At 61.7% G+C, this 21,302-nt stretch carries 21 protein-coding genes and 1 pseudogene; 10 read left to right on the forward strand and 12 right to left on the reverse strand.

What is annotated here, in order from left to right; translation table 11 throughout:
* The first annotated feature begins 3 nt into the window (after positions 1-3).
* From QZ522_RS03065 to QZ522_RS03075, 3 genes are all read left to right on the forward strand, one after another.
* Positions 4-555, forward strand: a complete 552-nt coding sequence (locus QZ522_RS03065; RefSeq protein ID WP_294607338.1) for a fasciclin domain-containing protein — start codon at positions 4-6, stop codon at positions 553-555.
* A gap of 76 nt (positions 556-631) precedes the next feature.
* On the forward strand, positions 632-1,087 hold the full coding sequence (gene msrB, locus QZ522_RS03070) for a peptide-methionine (R)-S-oxide reductase MsrB (protein ID WP_294607341.1): 456 nt from the start codon (positions 632-634) through the stop codon (positions 1,085-1,087).
* A gap of 75 nt (positions 1,088-1,162) precedes the next feature.
* Positions 1,163-2,008, forward strand: coding sequence for a DUF4394 domain-containing protein (locus QZ522_RS03075; protein ID WP_294607343.1), 846 nt, complete (start codon positions 1,163-1,165; stop codon positions 2,006-2,008).
* Between the two features lie 166 nt (positions 2,009-2,174).
* Here the strand turns inward: QZ522_RS03075 and QZ522_RS03080 are convergent, their stop codons facing one another.
* The 12 genes from QZ522_RS03080 to hutI form a co-directional block, all read right to left on the reverse strand.
* On the reverse strand, positions 2,175-3,809 hold the full coding sequence (locus QZ522_RS03080; RefSeq protein ID WP_294607346.1) for an acyl-CoA synthetase: 1,635 nt from the start codon (positions 3,807-3,809) through the stop codon (positions 2,175-2,177).
* Positions 3,810-3,813: 4 nt separating this feature from the next.
* Positions 3,814-4,614 (reverse strand): enoyl-CoA hydratase, encoded by an 801-nt coding sequence (locus tag QZ522_RS03085; protein ID WP_294607349.1) that lies wholly within the window; start codon positions 4,612-4,614, stop codon positions 3,814-3,816.
* A gap of 23 nt (positions 4,615-4,637) precedes the next feature.
* Positions 4,638-5,087, reverse strand: coding sequence for an OsmC family protein (locus QZ522_RS03090; protein ID WP_294607352.1), 450 nt, complete (start codon positions 5,085-5,087; stop codon positions 4,638-4,640).
* A 31-nt stretch (positions 5,088-5,118) separates the two neighbouring features.
* Complete coding sequence (locus QZ522_RS03095; protein ID WP_294607354.1) at positions 5,119-6,261, reverse strand: glycine cleavage T C-terminal barrel domain-containing protein; 1,143 nt, start codon at positions 6,259-6,261, stop codon at positions 5,119-5,121.
* Positions 6,262-6,424: 163 nt separating this feature from the next.
* Complete coding sequence (locus QZ522_RS03100; protein WP_294607356.1) at positions 6,425-6,916, reverse strand: Lrp/AsnC family transcriptional regulator; 492 nt, start codon at positions 6,914-6,916, stop codon at positions 6,425-6,427.
* A 221-nt stretch (positions 6,917-7,137) separates the two neighbouring features.
* Positions 7,138-8,688: a TRAP transporter large permease subunit gene (locus tag QZ522_RS03105; RefSeq protein ID WP_294607359.1), complete on the reverse strand. Its 1,551-nt coding sequence runs from the start codon at positions 8,686-8,688 to the stop codon at positions 7,138-7,140.
* Positions 8,685-9,182, reverse strand: coding sequence for a TRAP transporter small permease subunit (locus QZ522_RS03110; protein ID WP_294607362.1), 498 nt, complete (start codon positions 9,180-9,182; stop codon positions 8,685-8,687). The genes QZ522_RS03105 and QZ522_RS03110 overlap by 4 nt, the downstream gene beginning before the upstream one ends.
* A gap of 60 nt (positions 9,183-9,242) precedes the next feature.
* Entirely contained in the window at positions 9,243-10,328 is a 1,086-nt protein-coding gene (locus tag QZ522_RS03115; RefSeq protein WP_294607364.1) for a TRAP transporter substrate-binding protein, read from the reverse strand.
* A gap of 73 nt (positions 10,329-10,401) precedes the next feature.
* Entirely contained in the window at positions 10,402-12,072 is a 1,671-nt protein-coding gene (gene hutU / locus QZ522_RS03120; protein WP_294607365.1) for a urocanate hydratase, read from the reverse strand.
* Positions 12,069-12,857, reverse strand: a complete 789-nt coding sequence (gene hutG, locus QZ522_RS03125; protein ID WP_294607368.1) for an N-formylglutamate deformylase — start codon at positions 12,855-12,857, stop codon at positions 12,069-12,071. The genes hutU and hutG overlap by 4 nt, the downstream gene beginning before the upstream one ends.
* Positions 12,854-14,380: a histidine ammonia-lyase gene (gene hutH, locus QZ522_RS03130; RefSeq protein ID WP_294607370.1), complete on the reverse strand. Its 1,527-nt coding sequence runs from the start codon at positions 14,378-14,380 to the stop codon at positions 12,854-12,856. Before hutH ends, hutG begins: the two co-directional genes overlap by 4 nt.
* On the reverse strand, positions 14,377-15,537 hold the full coding sequence (hutI, locus tag QZ522_RS03135; protein WP_294607386.1) for an imidazolonepropionase: 1,161 nt from the start codon (positions 15,535-15,537) through the stop codon (positions 14,377-14,379). The genes hutH and hutI overlap by 4 nt, the downstream gene beginning before the upstream one ends.
* Before the next feature lie 114 nt (positions 15,538-15,651).
* On the opposite strand from hutI, the gene QZ522_RS03140 reads away from it, so the two are divergent.
* The 7 genes and pseudogenes from QZ522_RS03140 to tolB all read left to right on the forward strand — a co-directional run.
* Positions 15,652-17,019: a formimidoylglutamate deiminase gene (locus QZ522_RS03140; RefSeq protein ID WP_294607373.1), complete on the forward strand. Its 1,368-nt coding sequence runs from the start codon at positions 15,652-15,654 to the stop codon at positions 17,017-17,019.
* Positions 17,016-17,717 (forward strand): GntR family transcriptional regulator, encoded by a 702-nt coding sequence (locus tag QZ522_RS03145; protein WP_294607375.1) that lies wholly within the window; start codon positions 17,016-17,018, stop codon positions 17,715-17,717. Before QZ522_RS03140 ends, QZ522_RS03145 begins: the two co-directional genes overlap by 4 nt.
* A gap of 159 nt (positions 17,718-17,876) precedes the next feature.
* Positions 17,877-18,266 carry a tol-pal system-associated acyl-CoA thioesterase gene (ybgC, locus tag QZ522_RS03150; protein ID WP_294607377.1) on the forward strand — a complete coding sequence of 130 codons (390 nt, stop codon included), beginning with the start codon at positions 17,877-17,879 and terminating at the stop codon, positions 18,264-18,266.
* A 113-nt stretch (positions 18,267-18,379) separates the two neighbouring features.
* Positions 18,380-19,075: a protein TolQ gene (tolQ, locus tag QZ522_RS03155; protein ID WP_294607379.1), complete on the forward strand. Its 696-nt coding sequence runs from the start codon at positions 18,380-18,382 to the stop codon at positions 19,073-19,075.
* A gap of 3 nt (positions 19,076-19,078) precedes the next feature.
* On the forward strand, positions 19,079-19,552 hold the full coding sequence (tolR, locus tag QZ522_RS03160; RefSeq protein ID WP_294607381.1) for a protein TolR: 474 nt from the start codon (positions 19,079-19,081) through the stop codon (positions 19,550-19,552).
* 11 nt (positions 19,553-19,563) lie between these two features.
* Positions 19,564-20,682, forward strand: coding sequence for an energy transducer TonB (locus QZ522_RS03165; RefSeq protein WP_294607383.1), 1,119 nt, complete (start codon positions 19,564-19,566; stop codon positions 20,680-20,682).
* Positions 20,679-21,302: pseudogene (gene tolB / locus QZ522_RS03170) on the forward strand (Tol-Pal system protein TolB); the annotation flags it as partial. The gene QZ522_RS03165 and the pseudogene tolB, both read left to right, overlap by 4 nt.

Here is a 21,302-nt window from a genome sequence, read left to right on the forward strand (position 1 = left end):
CCAATGACTTTCAAGACAGTTCTTGCCGCCACTGCCGTCACCGCCGCTTTGGGCACCGCCGTTTTGGCCGCCAACCCCACCGTGGGCGGCGCCCCGATGCTCGAAGAGCGCAACATCATTCAGAACGCCGTGAACTCGCCTGTGCACACAACGCTTGTTGCTGCGGTGAAGGCGGCGGACCTTGTGGACACGCTTCAGGGTGAGGGGCCCTTTACGGTCTTTGCCCCGATCAACGACGCCTTTGCGGCCCTGCCCGCAGGCACGGTGGAAACACTGCTGAAGCCCGAGAACAAGGCCATGCTGCAAAAGGTGCTGACTGCCCACGTCGTCGCCGGTGACTGGTCGGCCGCTGATATCACTGCCGCCGCCCGCGCAAGTGCTGACGGGTTTTATCACTTCAATGCCGTCTCGGGTGACGCGCTGTCGGCGCAGGTGAAGGGCAGCAAGGTCTACATCTACGACGAAAACGGCAATGCCAGCCTCGTCACGATTGCCGATGTCGATCAGTCGAACGGGGTTATCCACGTGGTCAACTCTGTTCTGGTGCCGAAGTAAGCCCCCACTTCGCGCCGAACCGGCCTCCTTCGCTGTGGCGAAGGGGGCCAACCCAATCCCGAAAGGAGGATATGCCATGCAGCGCCGAACCCTTGTGACAAGCCTTTTCAGCCTTGCGGCAACCCGCGCTTTCGCGGCGGGCGGAGCGTTTGAAATCGCCCGAACCGAGGCCGAGTGGCAGGCCATGCTGACGGATGCCGAATATGCCGTGTTGCGTGGGGAAGGGACCGAGGCGGCTTATTCGAGCCCGCTCAACGCGGAAACGCGAGAGGGGATCTATCACTGCAAAGGGTGCGATCTGCCGCTCTATGCCTCCGGGCATAAATACGACAGCGGCACCGGCTGGCCAAGCTTCTGGCAAAGTCTGCCGAATGCCATCGGCACCAAGGCGGACAATACGCTTTTTGCCCGCCGCACCGAGGTGCATTGCCGCCGCTGCGGATCGCATTTGGGGCACATCTTTGATGATGGCCCGCCGCCCACGGGGAAACGGCACTGTCTGAATGGCCTTAGCCTTACTTTCAACGCGTGAGACAGCCGAGTTCACCTGAACACCCGAAGACCGGCTGCGCGTCCTTCTGAACCGATCAAACACAAAGGAAACCACATGTTTCGCATGACCACGATGACCTCGGCCCTGGCATTGCTTGCCGCGCCCGCTTTTGCGGAGGGCCACGCAGCCACCATGGGCTATGCCCTGTCCTCTGACGGCTCCAGCCTGATGGTGATGGACAGCATCTCTGCCCCCGGTGATGTTCGAACTCTTACCCTGTCGGCGCCGGTGCGCTCGATCGCCTGGCGTCCGGTGACCGGCGAGTTGGTCGGCTATGCCGATGGCAGCATCGTCAACATCGACACGACATCGGGCGAGACACTGGACCAGGGCGCGATGTTCATGGACGATGCCGTGATCGCAAAGGAGGCCGTCGTCGGGTTCGATTTCAACAACAAGATTGATGCCGTGCGGGCCGTGTCCACAATGGGCGATAACCTTGTCTATTTCCCGACCGACTTTGCCGCCGACAAGGCCAACTCCGTGCGCCGCTTCACCGGTCTGGCCTATGGCGAAGGCGATGTTTCGCAAGGTGCAAAGCCTCTGATCTTTGCGAATGCCTATACCAATGCCATTGACGGCAAAAAGGCCGGGGGCACGTTCCAATACGCGCTTGATGCCCGCGCCAACGCTCTGGTGAGCCTTGCAAACAATGCAGGCACGCTTGCGACGATCGGCCTGATCACAATCGACGGTAAGCCGGTCGATATCCTGCCCGTGGGCGGCTTTGACATCGTTTCGCCGCAGGAAGGCACCGATGCGGCCTATGCCGTGCTTCAGATCGAGGGGCAAGACACAGCGGGTCTCTATTCGATTGATCTTGGCTCGGGGGCGGCCAGTTTGCTGTCGGATCTCGGAAGGGAGGGGATTTCCAGTTTCGCGGTCTCATCGGGGATGTGACGCGATCATGGTGTAGGTAACGAGTGAAAATGCCGACGCTCACCAGCAGGAGCGTCGGCATTGTTTCGTCACCGCACCTGTCAGGTCGCATCACGCGTTGCGCCCTGGCGTTTGTGCGTAAATGCTGTGTCTGCCCCGCCCGGCGGTTTGATCGGGGGCGCGGCGATCAGATCGCATTCTCCCTTGCCTGCTCGCGCAGGACGAATTTCTGAATTTTGCCGGTCGGTGTCCTTGGAATCGGCATGAAGATGAATCGGCCGGGCACCTTGAAGGGGGCAAGCTGATCGCGGCACCACGCCCGAAGGGCGTCTGTATCCACTTGATGACCCGAGGCAAGTTCGATAAAGGCACAGGGCGTTTCGCCCCATTTCTCATGCGGCATGGCAACCACGGCGGCAACGCTGACTGCGGGATGCCGGTAAAGCGCCTCTTCGACTTCGATGGAAGATATGTTTTCGCCCCCCGAAATGATGATGTCCTTGGACCGGTCCTTGAGCTGGATATAGCCATCGGGATGCATGACGCCGAGATCGCCGGAGTGAAACCAACCGCCCGCAAATGCCTCTCGGGTGGCATGCGGATTGCGGAAATAGCCCTTCATCACCACGTTGCCGCGAAACATGACCTCGCCCATGGTCTTGCCGTCACGCGGCACTGGGGCCATGGTTTCGGGGTCGAGAACATCAAGCCCTTCAAGCGCAAGATAGCGCACGCCCTGACGGGATTTGAGAGCGGCCTGCTCGGAAGGGGCCAGATCGGACCAGCCTTGATGCCAGTCGTTCACCACCGCCGGGCCATATGTTTCCGTCAGGCCGTAAAGATGGGTCACGTCAAAGCCTGCGGTTCTCATATCCGCCAACAGCTTTTCCGGCGGCGGTGCGGCGGCGGTGAAGAACTGAACGGTGTGATCGAGGTTGCGTTTTTCGGCCTCGGGCGCCGAAATCATCAGCGACATCACGATCGGCGCGCCGCAAAGATGCGTTACACCCTCGTCGGCCAGGGCATTCCAGATCGGCTCGGCCCGGACCTGGCGCAGACAGACATGCGTGCCGATGATCGCCGACATGGTCCAGGGGAAACACCAGCCGTTGCAGTGAAACATCGGCAGGGTCCAAAGGTAGACCGCGTGTTTGGCCATCGATGTGGTCAGCGCATTGCCCTGCGCCAAAAGATAGGCGCCACGATGATGCGACACCACGCCCTTGGGATCGCCGGTCGTGCCCGAGGTATAGTTGATCGAGATCGCGTCCCATTCATCTTCCGGCATCAGCCAGGCGAAATCCGGATCACCGGCACAAAGGAACGCCTCAAAGTCATGCGCCTCGACAGGGACCTGCGGCCCGCCGAATTCCGCATCGTCATATTGGATCAGCATCGGGTTGACCGAGGCCAGCGCCAGCGCCTCTTGCATCAAAGGCATGAATTCGCGGTCCACAATCACGATGCGCGAGCGGGCGTGATCAAGCTGAAACGCAATGATCGAGGCATCCAGACGGGTGTTGATCGAATGCAGGACCCCGCCGCACATCGGCACGCCGTAATGGCATTCCAGCATCGCCGGGGTGTTCGCCAACAGCGCCGAAACGGTATCCCCGCGCCCGATACCGGCCTTGGCAAGCGCCGAGGCCAACTGCCGCGAGCGGGCATAGAAGTCGGCGTAATTGCGTCGCAGTGCCCCGTGAACAATCGCCGTGTGATCGGGAAAGACACTGGCGGCGCGCTCCAGAAAGGTTAGCGGCGTCAGGGGCTGATAGTTCGCGGGATTGCGATCAAGGTCGATGTTAAAGGGGTTGGTTTCCATGAGATCAGCCATCCTGCCACTGGGGGTCGCGTTTTTCGATGAAAGCACCGATACCCTCCTGGGCATCGCGGGCAAGCATGTTGTCGACCATCACGCCAGAGGCGTAATCATAGGCCTGCGCCAATGGCATTTCGCGTTGAGCATAAAACGCGCGCTTGCCGGTGGCTAGGGTCATGCTTGACTTCGACGCGATCTTGCGGGCCATTTCCATAGTGGTGGCGCGCAACGCTTCGGGGGCAACTGCATGGTTGACCAGCCCGATGTCCGCCGCGCGATTGGCTGGTGTCATGTCCCCGGTCAAAAGCATTTCCATCGCGTGCTTGCCCGCCACGTTGCGCGACAGGGCCACCATCGGCGTTGAGCAGAACAATCCGATGTGAACCCCCGGTGTGCTGAACTTTGCCGTGTCCGCCGCAATCGCCAGATCGCAACTTGCCACCAGCTGACAGCCTGCGGCGGTCGCGATGCCGGTAACTTCGGCGATGACGGGTTTGGGGCAATTCACGATTGCCTGCATCACGCCGGAACACTGCGCCATCACTTTCGTGAAATAGGCCTTTCCGCCATCGGGCCCGGTGCGACCGGCGGTCATTTCCTTAAGGTCGTGGCCCGCGCAAAAGGCCGGTCCGTTCGCGGCCAGAATGATGACGCGCACCGCCGGATTGGTGCCCGCCGCAGCAAAGGCCGCACCCAGTTCTGCCAGCATTGCCTCGGACAGCGCATTACGCCGCCCAACGTCATTCAGGGTCAGGCGCAGAACGCCGTCATCCTCCAGGTCACGCAGCAGGATATCGCTCTTTTGCATCGGGTCAGATCCTTGTTCGGGCTTTAGAAAACGTTGATTTCCACGCTGTCGGCGAGGGTATTGGCGATAAAGCAATAGCGATGCGCGCGGTGTTGCATCTCTTCAAGTTCGCTCGCCTTGACGTCAAACCCGGTGTCAAAGCGCACCACCGGATGCAGATCAATGCGGGTCACGGACATCTGGCCCTTGGGGTTTTTGCCCAAATGCGCCTCGGCATAGTCGTGATAACTGGCGACTGGCCAGCCTGCCTTGGCGCAGAGCGCAAGGAAGGTCATCATATGACAGCTCGACAGCGCCGATGCGAGGGCCTGTTCGGGGTTGGTATTGGCCGGATCTCCGCCCCAATCCGGGGCGGAATCCACTTCAAACTCGTAACTGTTGTTGAATTGAACCCTATGTGCGTTCGAGTATTTGCCTGTCTGCAACACGGGTTCTGCACGGTGCCAGTGCAGTTGGATGGAAAGATCGGACATATCTTGGGTCTCTTGCTTTTGGCCAGGGTGCTCAGGCGGCGGCGATTTGCTTTTTCGGGTCATAGAACGGACGCTCGACCACGGTGGCGCGGGCCGGACCGGATTTGGTCACAACCTCGACCTCGGCGCCGATATTGGCGTGCTCGGCCGAGACCATGGCCAGCGCGATGTTCTTTTCAAGGCGTGGCGAATAAACGGCCGAGGTGACCTTGCCGATGGATTGCCCCTCCTTGTTGATCGCCCAGAACGTGGTGTTCGGCCCCCTGAGCGGCTCGCAGTCGATGATCAGCCCGACCTGTTTGCGGCTCACGCCCTCTTTCTGAATACGGCGCAGCGCTGCCTTGCCGATGAAATCGGCCTCCATGTCGAGGTTCACCAAGCGGTCAAAGCCAAGCTCAAAGGGGTTGGTGCTGCTGTCGGCATCGGCGTGATAGGACAGCATGCCGCCTTCGATGCGACGAATGGACGAGGTGTGACCGGGCTTGAGACCAAAGGGCATGCCCGCCGCCATGATCCGCTCCCAGAGAGCGTCACCTTTCGTTCCGTCGCGCAGGTAAAGCTCGTAGCCAAGCTCGCTTGACCAACCGGTGCGCGACACGATCAGCGGAATGCCGTCAAGATCAAGCTCGCGCAGCCAGTAATACTTGAGGTCCATGATCTCGTCGCCGAACAGGGCGCGCATGATCTCGCCCGAATTCGGGCCCTGCAATTGCAGCGGCGATACATCGGGCTCGGTGATGGTGACATCAAGGCCAGAGTGCACGGCCAGACCCTGTGCCCACAAAAGGATGTCACTGTCGGCCAGCGAGATCCAGAAGTGGTTTTCGGCAAGGCGCAGCAGGATCGGGTCGTTCAGCAGGCCGCCGTCGGCATTGGTGATCAGGATGTATTTGCACTGGCCGACCGCCATCTTCGAAAGATCGCGCGGGGTCAGCATCTGGGTGAATTTCGCGGCATCCGGCCCGGTGATTTCGACCTGCCGTTCAACACCCACATCGCACAGGATCGCCTCGTTCACGAGGTTCCAGAAGTTCTGTTCCGGATTGCCGAAATCGCGCGGGATGTACATGTGGTTGTACACCGAAAATCCCTGTGCGCCCCAACGGACGGTTGCGTCGAAATAGGGGGATTTACGGATCTGTGTGCCGAAGCCGAAGTCGTCTGCTTGTGTCATGTTTTTCGCCCTTGAAAGCACCTGGCCTGACTGGCCATGGAGTGTTTGAACCTGGCGATTGTTTAGCCCCGGATGACGCATGAAAGCGGACCAAAAAACGGGCCATTGGCAGGCTGAACAGACCGTTTTCACGGGGCCGGACGGACCGTTCGGGCGGACGGGGCTATTTGTCTGCCTTGGCGGCCAGTTTCGCAAGGTTCGGCTGGCCATGTTTGACCCTGCGAGTCGCGATGTAGGTCATGTAGCGATCAATCCCGATCTCGGCGGCAAGAAGGCTTTCCATGAGGGTCTGAAACGAAGCGAGGCTCGGGCTTACGGTTTCCATCACGTAATCCATGCCGCCCCCTGTTGCGATGCAATAGGTGATCTCGTCCAGAGACCTGATAAAGGACTCGAAACGGTCGAAATCAGCCTTGCGGTGATGCGTCAGGGCGATGGTGACAATGACCTGCGTAAAATCGCCAATCTGGTCAAGCGCGATGTCGGCGCGATACCCTCGAATGAAACCCGCAGCCTTCAGCCGGTCAAGACGCGCCCAGCAGGGTGTCGGCGACAGATTGACGATCTCGGCCAGTTTCGTCTTGCTCAGTTGCCCATGCTGCTGCACCGCACTGAGGATGCGAATATCGGTCGCATCAAGGCCAAACCTCTTCATTCGTTCGAAACTTTCATTGGGTCTTGCAAAACAACGGGCAACAGAAAGCAGTTCTCTGGCTCTTTGGCCAGTTTTAATGCGAAAATCCGTGCGCGGGGTTGGGTTTTGCGACACCTTGCGTGGTAACCGCGTCGGTAAATCCGCCTTGTTCGTCGCGTGGGGGTTTCGTGCCGAAAGGCGGTGCGGGTGTCCGGGTGTTCGCGAAACCCGTTTTCCGGCCCCTAGAATAGGGCCGCCGGTAACCAGGTTGCCAGGAATGGCATGGCCCAGACCAGCAGGATTCCGACCGCCTGCAACGCGATGAAGGGCACGACCCCCTGATAGATTTGCCCGGTCGCGATTTCCTTGGGCGCTGCGGCACGCAGGTAAAATAACGAAAAGCCGAACGGCGGCGTGAGGAAGCTGGTCTGAAGGTTGATCGCCAACAGGATGCCAAGCCAGATCGGATCGTGCCCCATCAGGATCAGCGTGGGCGCCACGAGCGGCAACACGATCACCGAGATTTCAACGAAGTCGAGGAAAAAGCCGAGGATGAACACAAAGAGCATCACGAAGAGCAATGCACCGTTCGGTCCTCCGGGCAGGTTTTCCAGCAGGTGCGCCACGCGGTCTTCCCCGCCAAGGCCGATGAAGACCAGCGAAAAGAACCCGGCGGCAAGGATGGTGGCAAAAATCATTGCCGTCATCGTCAGCGTGGAATTCAGGGCGTCATGGATGATCCGCTCGCGGATGGACGCACGCAGGGCCAGCCCCACGGCGCCAAGGCCGACAACGGCCAGCAGGGTGTAAAAGCCGCCAAGCATCCATTCCAGCGCGCCGTTGTCGCTGCGTTGCAGGCGTACAGGAAAGGCGCCTGCCAACAGGCCCAGCACGATCAGGGCGGCGGCCCCGAGAAGGATCAGCCGCGGATTGATCCCGATCTTGCGTCCCGCCATGAGAAGCGCGCCGATTGCGCCCACCGAAGCTGCCTCGGTGGGTGTCGCGACCCCGCCGAGAATGGCGCCCAGCACGGCAAAGATCAAAAGCACAGGGGGCACGATCGCCGCCATCACCTCGCGCCGGTCGGGTTTCGCCAGGCCGATATCGGCAGGCGGCATTTCGGCGGGGCGCAATGCACCCCGGATAAGGATATAAAGCAGGTAGAGCAGCACCAGAAGCAGGCCGGGGAGGATCGCGGCGGCAAAGAACTGCCCCACCGAGAGCGCCTCGACCGAGAATTTGCCCTGTTCATATTGCGCCTGCTGATAGGCGTTGGACATCACGTCGGCCAGGATGATCAGCAGGGTCGAGGGCGGAATGATCTGCCCCAGCGTGCCAGCGGTGCAGACAATACCCGAGGCCACGGCGGGGTTGTAGCCCGCGCGCAGCATGGTCGGCAGGGCGATCATCCCCATGGCCACGACCGTGGCGCCGACGATACCGGTCGAGGCCGCCAGAAGCGCCCCTACCAGAACCACCGAGATGCCAAGCCCGCCGCGCAACTGCCCAAAGCTGCGCCCCATGGTGTCAAGCAGCTCTTCGGCGATCTTGCTTTTCTCCAGGATGGCCCCCATCAGCACGAAAACGGGAATGGCGATCAGGACCGTATTGCCGATCAGCCCGAAGGCGCGCTGCCCCAGAGCCCCCAAAAGGGACACATCCATCACCCCGAGCATCCAGCCCAGATAGGCAAATCCGACCGCGACCCCGGCAATGCTGAATGACACCGGAAAGCCCGAGAGGATCGCCACCATCAGCGCGGCGAACATGATCAGGTCTAGGTATTGGGTCATCTGTCGGTCTCTTCAAGGAATAGCCGCACCAGCAGCGACAGCGACTGAAGCAGGATCAGGATGCAGAAGGCGGGGATCAGGGATTTGAGCAGAAAGACCGCCTCGATTCCGCCGACAGAGATCGGCCCTTCGAGGATTTTCCAGGAGTTGCGGACCGAGGGCCAGGACCAGTAGAGCAGCGCACCCACCGAAGGGATCAAAAGGAACAGGTGACCGAAAATGTCGATGCGCCGCCGGGCGCTGTCACTGACCTTGGCATAGAACACATCGACGCGGACGTGTTTGTCGACCAGAAGCGTGAACCCGGCGCCCAGCATGAACAGCGTCGCATGCATGTAAAGCACGCTTTCCTGTGCGGCGATGGAATTGAACCCAAAGACGTATCGCCCGATGACGATGCAGAACTGAACCAGCACCATGATCAGCGCGAGCCACCGTATCACGCTGGCGAGACCGCGATTCATCTGGTCAATTGCCGTGGCCAGTCCAAGCATTTTCCGCCCCCGTTCCGCTGTGGTTGCGGTGCGCGACCCGTGCCGCGCACCGCCTGGACATCAATACCCAAGGACGCCGGCACGGGCGTTCATCTGCCCGTTGTCGGCATAGGTCATGTAACCGCCCACCAGATCGCGATAGGCGATAAAGCTCTCGGCGATACGAACCACAAGCTCGTCCTCGTCGGCAAGGTATTCCTGCATGATTTCCTGCGCCGCGACACCCATTGCCGCGATCACATCGTCGGGCAGTTTGTGAACCTGAACGCCATGCTCCTGCACCAGCGTCTTGAGCGATTGCGCGTGCTTGGTCATGTATTCGGTCCAGACCGGATTATAGAGACCGTGACAGGCCTGGGTCACAACCTCTTTCAGGTCGTCGGGAAGCTCGGCAAAGACCTCGGCGTTCACGCCGCATTCCTCGGCCGAGGACGGCTCGCCGACGCCGGGCCAGTAATAGTGCGGAGCGACCTGATAATAGCCAAGTGCGGAATCCGTCCAGGGCCCGATGAATTCGCCCGCATCCAGAGCGCCGGTCTGAAGCGCCTGGAACATTGCCGGGCCGCTCATCGCTTCCGCGGCCATGCCAAGCTTGGCCGCCATCTGCGAGGCAATGCCGGTGGTGCGGAACTTGAGGCCCTTGAGGTCTTCGACCGAGTTGATCTCGGTCTTGAACCATCCGGCCCATTGCGGCCCGGAGTTGCCGCAGAGGAACGGCTTGATGCCAAAGCGGCCATACATCTCGTCGTAAAGCGCCTGACCGCCACCGTGATACATCCAGCCAAATTGCTCGTCCGCGCGCAGGCCGAAGGGCTGTGAGCCAAACAGCAGGATGCCCTTGGATTTGGAGCCCCAATAGGCCGGAACCGCGTGATAAAGTTCCGCGGTGCCTTCGGAGACGGCATCGAACACGCCATTGCCGGGCACGATTTCACCGGCGGCATACAGCGTGACATTGATGCGCCCGCCCGAAAGAGTGGTGATCCGGTCGGCAAGGGTTTGCGCGGCTACCCCCGGTCCGGGCAGATTCTTGGGCCAGGCCGAAACCAGTTTCCAGTTGCGCACGTCCTGTGCGATGGCCGGGGCGGCAAGTGCGGTCGCTGCGGCGCCAATCCCGCCGGTGGCCAGAAATTTACGTCTATCCATTGGTTTTCTCCATGTTGAGTGGGGTTTGCTTGGGGTTTCGTTGGCCGTCTGTCGCGGCCCTCAATGGTTTCGGTCAGCCCAGAATGCGGGGCAGGCGCAGCCCGTGTTCGCGGGCACAGTCGATGGCCTCTTCATAGCCGGCATCGGCGTGGCGCCAGACGCCAGAAGCAGGGTCGTTCCACAACACGCGCTCGATCCGTCTGGCGGCCTCGGGCGTGCCATCCGCGCAGATCACAACACCGGCATGCTGGCTAAAGCCCATGCCGACGCCGCCGCCGTGGTGGATGCTGACCCAAGTGGCCCCCGACGCCGTGTTGACCAGCGCATTCAGAAGCGGCCAGTCGCTGACCGCGTCAGAGCCATCCTTCATCGCCTCGGTCTCGCGGTTGGGCGAGGCAACCGAGCCGCTGTCCAGATGGTCGCGCCCGATCACCACCGGGGCTTTCAATTCGCCGCTTGCGACCATCTCGTTGAAAGCAAGGCCCGCGCGGTGCCGGTCGCCAAGTCCGATCCAGCAAATCCGCGCCGGCAGGCCCTGGAACTCAATCCGGTCGCGAGCCATGTCGAGCCAGTTGTGAAGATGTGTGTTGTCGGGGAACAGCTCTTTCATCTTCTGGTCGGTCTTGTAGATATCCTCGGGATCACCCGAAAGCGCCGCCCAACGGAAGGGGCCGATGCCGCGACAGAACAGCGGGCGGATATAGGCGGGCACGAAGCCGGGGAAGGCAAAGGCATTCTCCAGCCCTTCTTCAAGCGCGACCTGCCGGATGTTGTTGCCGTAATCCAGCGTCGGCACGCCTGCGTTCCAGAAATCGACCATCGCCGCCACATGGGTCTTCATGCTGGCGCGTGCGGCTTTTTCCACCGCCTTGGGATCGGTTTCGCGCTTGGCGCGCCACTCTGCTATGTTCCAGCCCTGCGGCAGGTAGCCGTTGATCGGATCATGCGCACTGGTCTGGTCGGTGACGATGTCCGGGCGCACACCGCGCCGATAAAGTTCGGGAAAGACATCGGCGGCATTGCCAAGCAAACCGACGGATTTGGCCTCGCCCGCCTTGGTCCAGCGCTCGATCATCTCAAGCGCCTCGTCAAGCGTATCGGCGCGTTCATCGACGTAGCGGGTCCGCAGACGGAAATCTATGCTGTCGGGGTTGCATTCGACCGCGAGACAGCAAGCGCCCGCCATGACCGCTGCCAGGGGCTGTGCGCCGCCCATGCCACCCAGTCCACCGGTGAGAATCCATTTGCCCCTGAGGTCGCCGCCATAATGCTGGCGGCCGGCCTCGACGAATGTTTCATAGGTGCCCTGAACGATGCCCTGGCTGCCGATATAGATCCATGACCCGGCGGTCATCTGGCCATACATGGCCAGCCCCTTTTTATCGAGGTCGTTGAAGTGGTCCCATGTCGCCCAATGCGGCACGAGGTTGGAGTTGGCGATAAGCACGCGCGGCGCATCCGTGTGGGTCTTGATGATGGCTATGGGCTTGCCCGATTGCACCACCAATGTCTCGTCGGCCTCCAGATCCTTTAGGCTGGATACGATTGTGTCGAAGTCGTCCCAGGTCCGCGCGGCACGACCGATCCCGCCATATACCACTAACTCGTGCGGGTTCTCGGCCACATCCGGGTGCAGGTTGTTCATGAGCATCCGAAGCGGCGCTTCGGTCTGCCAGCTTTTGGCGTTCAGCTCGGTGCCGGTCGGGGGATAGATATCGCGGGTGTTCTTGCGAGGGTCGCTCATTGGGGCCTCCAGTCGGACAGGGTCTTGAGAATGGTCGTGAGATGCGGGCGCAGCCGCGCCGCGCGGTCTTCGGCAAAGTCCCACGGCGGGGATTCTGCCATATATGTGGATTGGGCCAGTTCCATCTGAATGGCATGTACACCCTGCGCGGGCTGACCGTAGTGGCGCGTCGTCCAGCCACCTTTGAAGCGCCCGTTCAGCACCGTGCAATAGCCTTCGGCACGTTTGCAAATCCGAAGAACAGCGCTTTCGATCTCCGCCGCGCAGGTCACGCCCGAATTGGTGCCAATGTTGAAATCAGGCAGGGTTCCATCGAAGAGAAACGGAATCAGCGACCGGATCGAATGGCAATCGTAGAGAATTGCATAACCATGGATCGCCTTGACGCGCTCAAGCTCTGCGCCGAGCGCGGCATGATAGGGGGCGTGATAGGCGGCGCGGCGGCGTTCTGTCTCGGTCGCATCGGGTTCCTGACCCTCGCGATAAATCGACAGGCCGTCGAAATCGGTCAGCGGGCAAAGCCCGGTGGTGTTCTGACCGGGGTAGAGGCTTGCCCCCGAAGGATCGCGATTGACGTCGATCACATAGCGATGGACCGGTGTGCGCACCGTGGTCACATCGGCCACCAACCCCGCGTAAAGGTCGTGGATATGCCAATCGGTATCGGCGATCGCGCGACCGGTATCGTTCAGGCGCGCAAGGCAGTCGTCGGGAATCTCGGTGCCGGTATGGGGCAGGCCCAGAACCAGCGGGCCCTTGCCCTGCGTGATCTCGATCGGGCTCATAGGGTCAGCTCCAATTCGGCGGCCGCGGCGAGGCTGTCATCTCTTACGCAGGCCGCCGCAGAATTTATGTCGGGCGCAAGGTAGCGATCCTGTTGCAGGGTCGGCACGACGCTGCGCAGGTGCGCCATGGCGGATTGCAGCGGCGCAGAGGTCGCCAGCGGTGCGCGCTGTTCGATGCCCTGTGTGGCGCACATCGCCTCGATCCCCAGAATGACCGAGAGGTTGGCCGTCATCCGGCCAAGACGGCGCGCACCATGGGCGGCCATGCTGACGTGATCCTCTTGATTGGCTGAGGTCGGGGTGCTGTCGGTCGAGCAGGGGTTTGCCAGATGCTTGTTCTCGCTCATCAGGGCGGCGGTGGTCACCTCGGCAATCATCAGGCCCGAATTCAGCCCCGGTTCCGGTGTCAGGAAGGGCGACAGGTCAAAGGATAGCGTCGGATCCACCATCAAGGCCACGCGGCGTTGTGCGATAGCCCCGATTTCGGCGAGGGCCAGGGCGATCTGATCGGCGGCAAACCCCACCGGTTCGGCGTGAAAGTTGCCGCCCGACAGAATCTCGTCCGTTCCGGCAATGACCAGGGGGTTGTCGGTGACGGCATTTGCTTCGATTTCAAGCGTTCTGCCCGCAAAACGGAGCAGGTCAATCGCGGCGCCTGTCACCTGCGGCTGGCAGCGGATGCAATAGGGGTCTTGCACGCGGGTGTCGCCATCGCGGTGGCTCTCGCGGATCACGCTGCCGTCGAGCAGGCGGGACATCGCCGCGGCGACCTCGATCTGGCCGCGGTGGCCGCGCAGGGTGTGAATGGCCGGCGTCAGGGGGGCGGTCGATCCCATGATCGCATCGGTGGACAGGGCCGATGTCACGACCGCCGCGCGCGCCGCGCGCCAGGCGTCGAACAATCCTGTCAGCGCACAGGCAGTCGAGAATTGCGTGCCATTGATCAGCGCAAGGCCTTCCTTTGGGCCAAGCACTACAGGTGTCAGGCCGGCCTTTTCAAGTGCCGCGCCGCCGGGCATCGTTTGACCCGCGTATCTGGCTTCGCCTGCGCCGATCATCACGGCGGCCATATGCGCCAGCGGCGCCAGATCGCCAGAGGCGCCGACCGAACCCTGCACCGGGATCACCGGCAGAACGCCACGCGTCAGCATCGCCTCGATCAGCGCGCAAATCTCCCATCGCACCCCAGAGGCCCCACGCCCCAGCGACAAGAGCTTGAGCGCCATCATCAGGCGTGTGGTTGCGGGCTCCAGCGGGTCGCCGACGCCACAGCAATGCGACAGGATCAGGTTGCGCTGAAGGGTTTCGGTATCCTCAGGTGCAATCCGGACAGAGGCGAGTTTGCCAAAGCCGGTGTTGACGCCATAGACCGGGATATCGCCCTTGGCGGCCTTGCTGATGATGGCGGCAGAGGCATCGACCGGACGGCGCGCTCCGGGATCGAGGCGAACAGCACCCTCTGTGCGCCAGATGGCTTCCAATTCGGCCAGACTCGTGGTTCCGGGGTGCAGGGTTTGTGTCATGCGACACCTCCAAAGATGCGAGAGTGCAAGGGATTGATGCCGATGCCATAGGACAATTCCGCCGGATCACTGACATTCCAGATCGCAAGGTCGGCGCGCATGCCCGGCGCAATAACGCCGCAATCGTCCAGCCCGAGGGCGCGCGCAGCGTTGCGGGTGGTGCCCGCCAGGGCCTCGGCCGGGGTCATGCGGAATAGCGTGCAGGCCATGTTCATCGCCACCAGGACCGACCCGAGGGGCGAGGAACCGGGGTTCCAGTCGGTGGCGACGGCCATCGGCACGCCATGATCGCGAAACGCCTGAACGGGCGGCGCTTGCGTTTCATGGATCGTATAGAAGGCACCGGGCAGAAGGACGGCGACCGTGCCCGCCTCGGCCAAAGCGGCGGCATCGGAATTTGTGGCATATTCCACGTGATCGGCGGACAAGGCGCCGTATTTGGCCGCCAGTGCCGTGCCGCCGATATGGCTTAGTTGTTCGGCATGGAGTTTGACCGGCAATCCAAGCGCGCGCGCCTTGTCGAAAACGCGGGCGATCTGCGCGGTGTCAAAGGCTATGCCCTCGCAAAATCCGTCCACCGCATCGACCAGCCCTTCGGCGTGGGCGGCTTCGAGCGCGGGCAGGCAGGTGCTGTCGATATAGTTGTCGGCATCAGCGCCGCCCGGCACCGCATGTGCGCCAAGAAAGCTTGTCACCACGCGGATCGGGCGCTTTTGGCCCAAGGCACGTGCGACTCGCAGCATCTTCAATTCGGTTTCCGTATCGAGCCCGTAGCCGGACTTTATCTCGATCAGCCCGACGCCCTGCGCGATCAGGGCATCGACACGCGGCAGGGCGCTTTCCAGCAGCTCGGCCTCGGTCGCGCCGCGTGTCGCCGTGACGGTCGAGACGATGCCGCCCCCGGCGCGGGCGATTTCCTCGTAGCTGGCCCCGTTCAGGCGCATTTCGAATTCGCGCGCGCGATTGCCGCCGTGGACAATATGGGTGTGACAGTCAATCAGGGCCGGTGTGACAAGGCGTCCGTCATGGCGCTGGCGGGCAAGCCCTGCATAGCCGGACGGCAAATCTGCTTCCGGGCCGACCCATTCGATCATCTGATCCGTGACGACGATCGCAGCATCGCGCAGCAAGCCATCGTCGCTGGCATCTTGCACCATGGTGGCTGCTGAAATTCCGGAAATGACGTAGGAAGGTGCCATCATGAGTCCTTGTCTAAATGCGTACATAAGATTAATATGTAGATACATAATAATGTCAACGGAGTTATTCCTGTGCAGATCATTCATGCGAAACAGTGCCTTACACCCGATGGCTGGCGGCGCGATCTTGAGATTACCATCGGGGCACAGGGCCGAATCGTCTCGATCGGATCACAGGATAACACGCCGACGCATCGCGCCGGTGTGCTGTTGCCCGCACCGTTGAACCTGCACAGTCACGCGTTTCAGCGCGCCATGGCCGGGCTGACCGAAGCACGCGGACCAGACCCGCGCGACAGCTTCTGGAGCTGGCGGCGGCTGATGTATAAATTCCTCGATCAGCTTACCCCCGAGCATGTCGAAGCCATCGCCGGGCTGGTGTTCATGGAGATGCTGGAAGCCGGTTATGGCGCGGTCGCCGAATTCCACTATCTGCATCACGATGTGGGCGGCATGCCTTACGATAACCTCGCGGAAATGTCGGAAAGGATCGTCGCGGCCGCCATTCAGTCGGGGATCGGCCTGACCCTTTTGCCGGTACACTATCAGTATGGCGGTTGCGACCTGCGCCCGCTGAACGGCGGACAGCAGCGCTTTGGCAATGACCCCGACCGGTTTCTGCGGCTGCACGCCGATGCGGTGGCGGCCCTCGCTGCCGGGCCTGACGATTATCTGGCCGGCGTTGCGCCCCATTCCCTCCGGGCCGTCGACCCCTCGGGGCTTGGCGCCATTCTGGAACAGTCGACATCCGGTCCGATCCACATGCACCTTGCCGAGCAGGTTGCAGAGGTGGACGAAGTCATGGCCCATCTGCGGGCGCGCCCCACGGAATGGCTTTTGGCCAATCATGAGGTCAACGCCCGCTGGTGCCTGATCCACTGCACGCAGATGACCGGGGGCGAGACCGATGCCCTTGCGGCCACGGGGGCCGTTGCGGGGCTTTGCCCGCTGACCGAGTCCAACCTCGGGGACGGTATCTTCAACGGTACGCGGTTTCTGGGGCAGGGCGGCACGATCGGTTTTGGATCTGACTCCAACGTCCATATTTCGCTGTTCGAGGAACTCAAGACACTGGAATATTCGCAACGCCTGCGCGACCTGTCACGCGCAGCGCTTGCGACGCAGGGGCGCTCTAGCGGGCGGGTGTTGTTCGATGCTGCCGCCAAGGGCGGCGCGCAGGCAGGCGGGCGCCGGAGCGGGCGGATCGAAACCGGGGCCCTGGCCGATCTTGTCGGGATCGAGGATGATACCCGATGGCTCTGCAATCGGCAGGGCGACGCTATCCTCGACAGTCTCGTCTTCAGCGGCGGTGGGCAGGCCTGTATTCAGGATGTCTGGAGCGCGGGGCGACACGTTGTCAGCGAGGGTCGCCATTTCAGGCGAGACGCGATAATTGCGGACTTCAAGCGTACCATGAAACAACTGGAGACCAGTATTTGAACGAGCCAACGCGCCTTTCCTGGACCGATGTGCGCGACAAGATCCGCGCCCGCATACTCAGCAGGACCTACGGGCCCGGCGACAAGCTTCCGCGGGATGAAGATATTGCCCAGGAGTTTGGCTGTGCACGCACCACGGTGCATCGCGCGATGCAGGACCTGTCGCAGATCGGACTTGTCGAGCGCAAACGCAAAGGCGGCACGCATGTGCGCCTTGATCCGGTCACCCGCGCGACCTTTGACATTCCGATCACCCGTCGCGAGGTTGAACAGCGGGGTAGCAAATACGATTATCAGCTGATCAGCCGGGAAATGGAGCAAACCCCTCTGCCGGTCATGGCGCGGTTCGGAATTCAACGGCCCGTCGAAATGTTGCGCATCAAGGCGCTGCACCTGGCGGACAATTGCCCTTATATTTTCGAAGACCGATGGGTCGATACCAGATCAAACGCCGATATCCTTGACGCGGACCTGATCCGCGAAAGCGCCAATGAATGGCTTGTGCGCAACAAACCCTACAGCCGGGTCGATGTCAGGTTTTATGCCATGAACGCCGAGGGCGAGAGTGCCGAGTATCTCTCCACCCGTGAAGGGACCGCCTTGTTTGTGATCGAACGCACCACATGGATCGGGGACGATCCGATCACGACCGTTCAGGCCGTGGCGGCGCCGGGCTATCAGCTTTTGGCGCAGGGCTGAGGCGTCACGGTGATTTTGCCCAGAGTTTGCTTTTCGGGGCCAAGTTCGGATTTTGAGTATTTTTGCCAAGAAGAAGCAGGGCGTCAGTGCCGAGGCGTGCTTGCCTGTGGGAGAGTGGCGGCCTAGGGTTCGGGCAGTTGTCATCAAGGCGGTTTTCTCATGACCCACCGATTTGCGATCCGTGTCTTTTACGAAGATACCGATATGGGCGGGATCGTGTATCACGCCAATTACCTCAAGTTCATCGAACGCGCGCGCAGCAGCTGGGTGCGCGACATGGGGATTGATCAGAATGTCATGCGCGAGCGCGATGGGCTGATCTTTGCGGTGCGGCGGGTCGAGGCGGATTATCTTGGGCCTGCGAAATTCGATGACCAGCTTGAGGTCGAGACCCGCACCAGCGCGGTGTCCGGCGCGCGACTCGTGATGGAACAAAGGGTGATGCGCGGCGAAAGCCTGCTTTTTCAGGCAGTTGTGACGGTTGTCTGTCTGAATGAAGCAGGCCAGCCGGCACGTTTGCCGGCAAATATCCGCCTGATCCTGCATTAAGCTGGCCGAAACCTGCTTCGATGACGCAGATGTGTTGGCTTTCCCCTTGGAAATCGGCTAGTTTGCCCCGCAATAAGGTCGGAAAAATCGGCCAACCCATAAAGAGCAGGCAGATGGAAGCAGAAACCCTGGCATTGGCACAGGAGATGGATTTCTCCATGTGGGCGCTATTCGCACGCGCGACCCTAATCGTGAAACTCGTGATGCTGATGCTGACCGTGGCCTCGTTCTGGTCGTGGTCGATCATCGTGCAGAAAATCATCACCTACCGGCAAGCCCGCCGCGAGGCCGAGATCTTTGATCGCCGGTTCTGGTCGGGCGAACCGCTGGATACGCTGTTTGACGAGATTGGCGCAGAGCCCGACGGTCAGTCGGAACGCATTTTTGCCGCCGGAATGATGGAATGGCGGCGCAGTCACCGCAATGACGGCGGATTGATCGCCGGCGCCACGGCGCGGATCGACCGTAGCATGGATGTGGCGATCGCCAAGGAGGCCGAGACCCTTCAGGGCGGCTTGCAGGTGCTGGCGACAGTCGGGTCCACGGCGCCGTTCATCGGGCTGTTCGGCACCGTCTGGGGCATCATGCATGCGTTTATCAACATCGCGGAACAGCAGAACACCAACCTTGCCGTGGTCGCGCCGGGCATTGCCGAGGCACTTCTGGCCACCGGGCTTGGGCTGTTGGCGGCCATTCCGGCGGTGATTTTCTATAACAAGCTGAGCGCGGACAGCGATCGGATTGTTGCGGGCTATGAGGCCTTTGCCGACGAATTCGCCACCATCCTCAGCCGTCAGTTGGACAGCTAGGCCATGGGGGCGGGAGTCGTTCAGAAATCCGGCGATTCCGGGCGCCGCAGGCGGGGCCGGGGCCGGTCGCGCCCGATGGCGGAAATCAACGTCACGCCGTTTGTCGACGTGATGCTGGTGCTGCTGATCATCTTCATGGTGGCGGCGCCGCTGATGACGGTGGGCGTGCCGGTGGAATTGCCGAAAACGGCGGCTAATGCGCTTCCGGGTGAGGAGGAAGAGCCGCTGAGCGTGACGATCACCAACGAGGGTATTGTCATGATCCAGACCACCGAAGTGGCGCGAGAGAATCTTGTGGCACGGCTGCGTGCGATTGCCTCAGAGCGCGACAGCACGCGGGTTTACCTGCGCGCTGACGGGGCGGTGCCCTATGCGCAGGTGATGGAAGTGATGGGCGCGCTGAACCGTGGCGGATTTGGCAATATCGGTCTGGTGACGGATACCGGCGGGCCTGCGCTGGACAGGCAGGGCGGCTAGGGGCGCATCTGGTGAATACCGGTCAGATCATATCGGGGGCGGGCCATCTGGCATTGATCGGCTGGGCCCTGATCGGGGGTGTTTTCCGCTCCGACCCGTTGCCCTTCGAGGTGACGGAAGTCACGGCCATTTCCAGCGAGGAATATGCCGCCCTTTTGGCGCGCGAGAGCGCCCCCGAGGCGGTGGCCAATGTCGATACGCCAGAGCCGCCCGCACCGGGCGATGTTGCGCCGGCCCTGTCGTCAGAGGCCGATGCCGCCCCTGAGGTGACCCAACCCGAGGCAAGCGACAGCCCGCCGCCGGATGCGGCGCCGGATGTGTCGCAGATGACGCCGCCGGACGCCGCCGAGGTGGTCGACGAGCCGCCCGTGTTGCAGGAGCCGCAAGAGGATGTGGCGGCGCTTGTGCCGGAAATCTCGCCGCGCCCGAAACCGCGCCCGGCGCCGCGCGTGGCCCCCGAACCGGTCGCGCGGCCCGAGCCGGACGTAAAGATCGACGATGTGGCCAGCCCCGAGGTGGCCCCCGATCAGGGCGCCGAGGTGGCCGAGGAACCGAGCGAGGCCGCCGCGCCGGAAGAGGCCGCGACCGAGATCGTGACCGAGGCCGAAGAGGCGCAACAGGCCGCGCCAAGCGCCTCGGTGCGCCCCAAGGCCCGGCCCGCGCGTCCTGTCGAGGTGGCCAAGGACGCGCCCAAGCCCGCGCTGAAACCCGCAGCAGAGAAACCTGCGACCGACAAGGCGGCGGTGAACGATGCCCTTGCCGCGGTCCTTGGCAGTGCCGAGACAAGCCGCGACCGTCCAAGCGGGCCGCCGCTGACCTCTGGGGAAAAGGACGCGTTGCGCGTGGCGGTTCAGCAATGCTGGAACGTCGGCAGCCTGAGTTCGGATGCCCTGCGCACAACGGTTGTGGTCGCGGTAAGCATGGGCGAGGATGGCAAGCCCAACAACGGTTCGATCCGCATGCTGAGTGCGTCGGGCGGCGGCGACAGTGCGGCAAAACAGGCGTTCGAGGCCGCGCGCCGGGCAATCATCCGCTGTGGATCGCGTGGGTTTAACCTTCCGGTTGAGAAATATGACAGCTGGCGTGATATTGAAATGACATTTAATCCGGAGAAAATGAGGATCAAATGATGCATAAGTTACTGACCCTCCTGATGGCCCTGTCGCTTTGGACTGTTCCCGCCGTCGCGCAAAGCAATGGCCCGCTTCGGATCGAGATCACCGAAGGGGTGATCGAACCGCTGCCCTATGCGGTGCCTGATTTCGTGTCCGACAATACCGCCGGGGCCGAGTTCGGCCGCAACATCGCGCGGGTCATTGCCTCGGATCTGAGCGGTACGGGATTGTTCCGCGAAATCCCCGGCGAAGCGCATATCAGCCGGATCACCAGCTTTGAGAGCCCGGTGCAATATGCCGATTGGAAGGCGATCAACGCGCAGGCACTGATCACCGGCGCGGTGAGTGTCGATAGCGTCGGCAAGCTTGTGGTGCGGTTCCGGATCTATGACGTCTTTTCGGGGCAGGAACTTGGCAATGGTTTGCAGCTTGTCGGCACGCAGGACGGCTGGCGGCGAATGGCCCATAAGGTGGCCGATCAGGTTTATACCCGGATCACCGGCGAGGGCGGGTATTTCGATAGCCGCGTGGTTTTTGTCGGTGAAAGCGGTCCCAAGGACCAGCGCGCCAAGCGGCTTGCGATCATGGATTATGACGGCGCCAATGTCAGCTATCTGACCGACGGTTCAAGCATC

It is taken from the genome of uncultured Roseovarius sp., assembly GCF_913054395.1.
Taxonomy (GTDB): Bacteria; Pseudomonadota; Alphaproteobacteria; order Rhodobacterales; family Rhodobacteraceae; genus Roseovarius.

Coding starts and splice junctions, on each gene's coding strand:
- QZ522_RS03065 (WP_294607338.1), top strand. CDS start 4: ATGACTTTCAAGACAGTTCTTGCCGCCACTGCCGTCACCGCCGCTTTG.
- msrB (WP_294607341.1), top strand. CDS start 632: ATGCAGCGCCGAACCCTTGTGACAAGCCTTTTCAGCCTTGCGGCAACC.
- QZ522_RS03075 (WP_294607343.1), top strand. CDS start 1,163: ATGTTTCGCATGACCACGATGACCTCGGCCCTGGCATTGCTTGCCGCG.
- QZ522_RS03080 (WP_294607346.1), bottom strand. CDS start 3,809: ATGGAAACCAACCCCTTTAACATCGACCTTGATCGCAATCCCGCGAAC.
- QZ522_RS03085 (WP_294607349.1), bottom strand. CDS start 4,614: ATGCAAAAGAGCGATATCCTGCTGCGTGACCTGGAGGATGACGGCGTT.
- QZ522_RS03090 (WP_294607352.1), bottom strand. CDS start 5,087: ATGTCCGATCTTTCCATCCAACTGCACTGGCACCGTGCAGAACCCGTG.
- QZ522_RS03095 (WP_294607354.1), bottom strand. CDS start 6,261: ATGACACAAGCAGACGACTTCGGCTTCGGCACACAGATCCGTAAATCC.
- QZ522_RS03100 (WP_294607356.1), bottom strand. CDS start 6,916: ATGAAGAGGTTTGGCCTTGATGCGACCGATATTCGCATCCTCAGTGCG.
- QZ522_RS03105 (WP_294607359.1), bottom strand. CDS start 8,688: ATGACCCAATACCTAGACCTGATCATGTTCGCCGCGCTGATGGTGGCG.
- QZ522_RS03110 (WP_294607362.1), bottom strand. CDS start 9,182: ATGCTTGGACTGGCCACGGCAATTGACCAGATGAATCGCGGTCTCGCC.
- QZ522_RS03115 (WP_294607364.1), bottom strand. CDS start 10,328: ATGGATAGACGTAAATTTCTGGCCACCGGCGGGATTGGCGCCGCAGCG.
- hutU (WP_294607365.1), bottom strand. CDS start 12,072: ATGAGCGACCCTCGCAAGAACACCCGCGATATCTATCCCCCGACCGGC.
- hutG (WP_294607368.1), bottom strand. CDS start 12,857: ATGAGCCCGATCGAGATCACGCAGGGCAAGGGCCCGCTGGTTCTGGGC.
- hutH (WP_294607370.1), bottom strand. CDS start 14,380: ATGACACAAACCCTGCACCCCGGAACCACGAGTCTGGCCGAATTGGAA.
- hutI (WP_294607386.1), bottom strand. CDS start 15,537: ATGGTGCAAGATGCCAGCGACGATGGCTTGCTGCGCGATGCTGCGATC.
- ybgC (WP_294607377.1), top strand. CDS start 17,877: ATGACCCACCGATTTGCGATCCGTGTCTTTTACGAAGATACCGATATG.
- tolQ (WP_294607379.1), top strand. CDS start 18,380: ATGGAAGCAGAAACCCTGGCATTGGCACAGGAGATGGATTTCTCCATG.
- tolR (WP_294607381.1), top strand. CDS start 19,079: ATGGGGGCGGGAGTCGTTCAGAAATCCGGCGATTCCGGGCGCCGCAGG.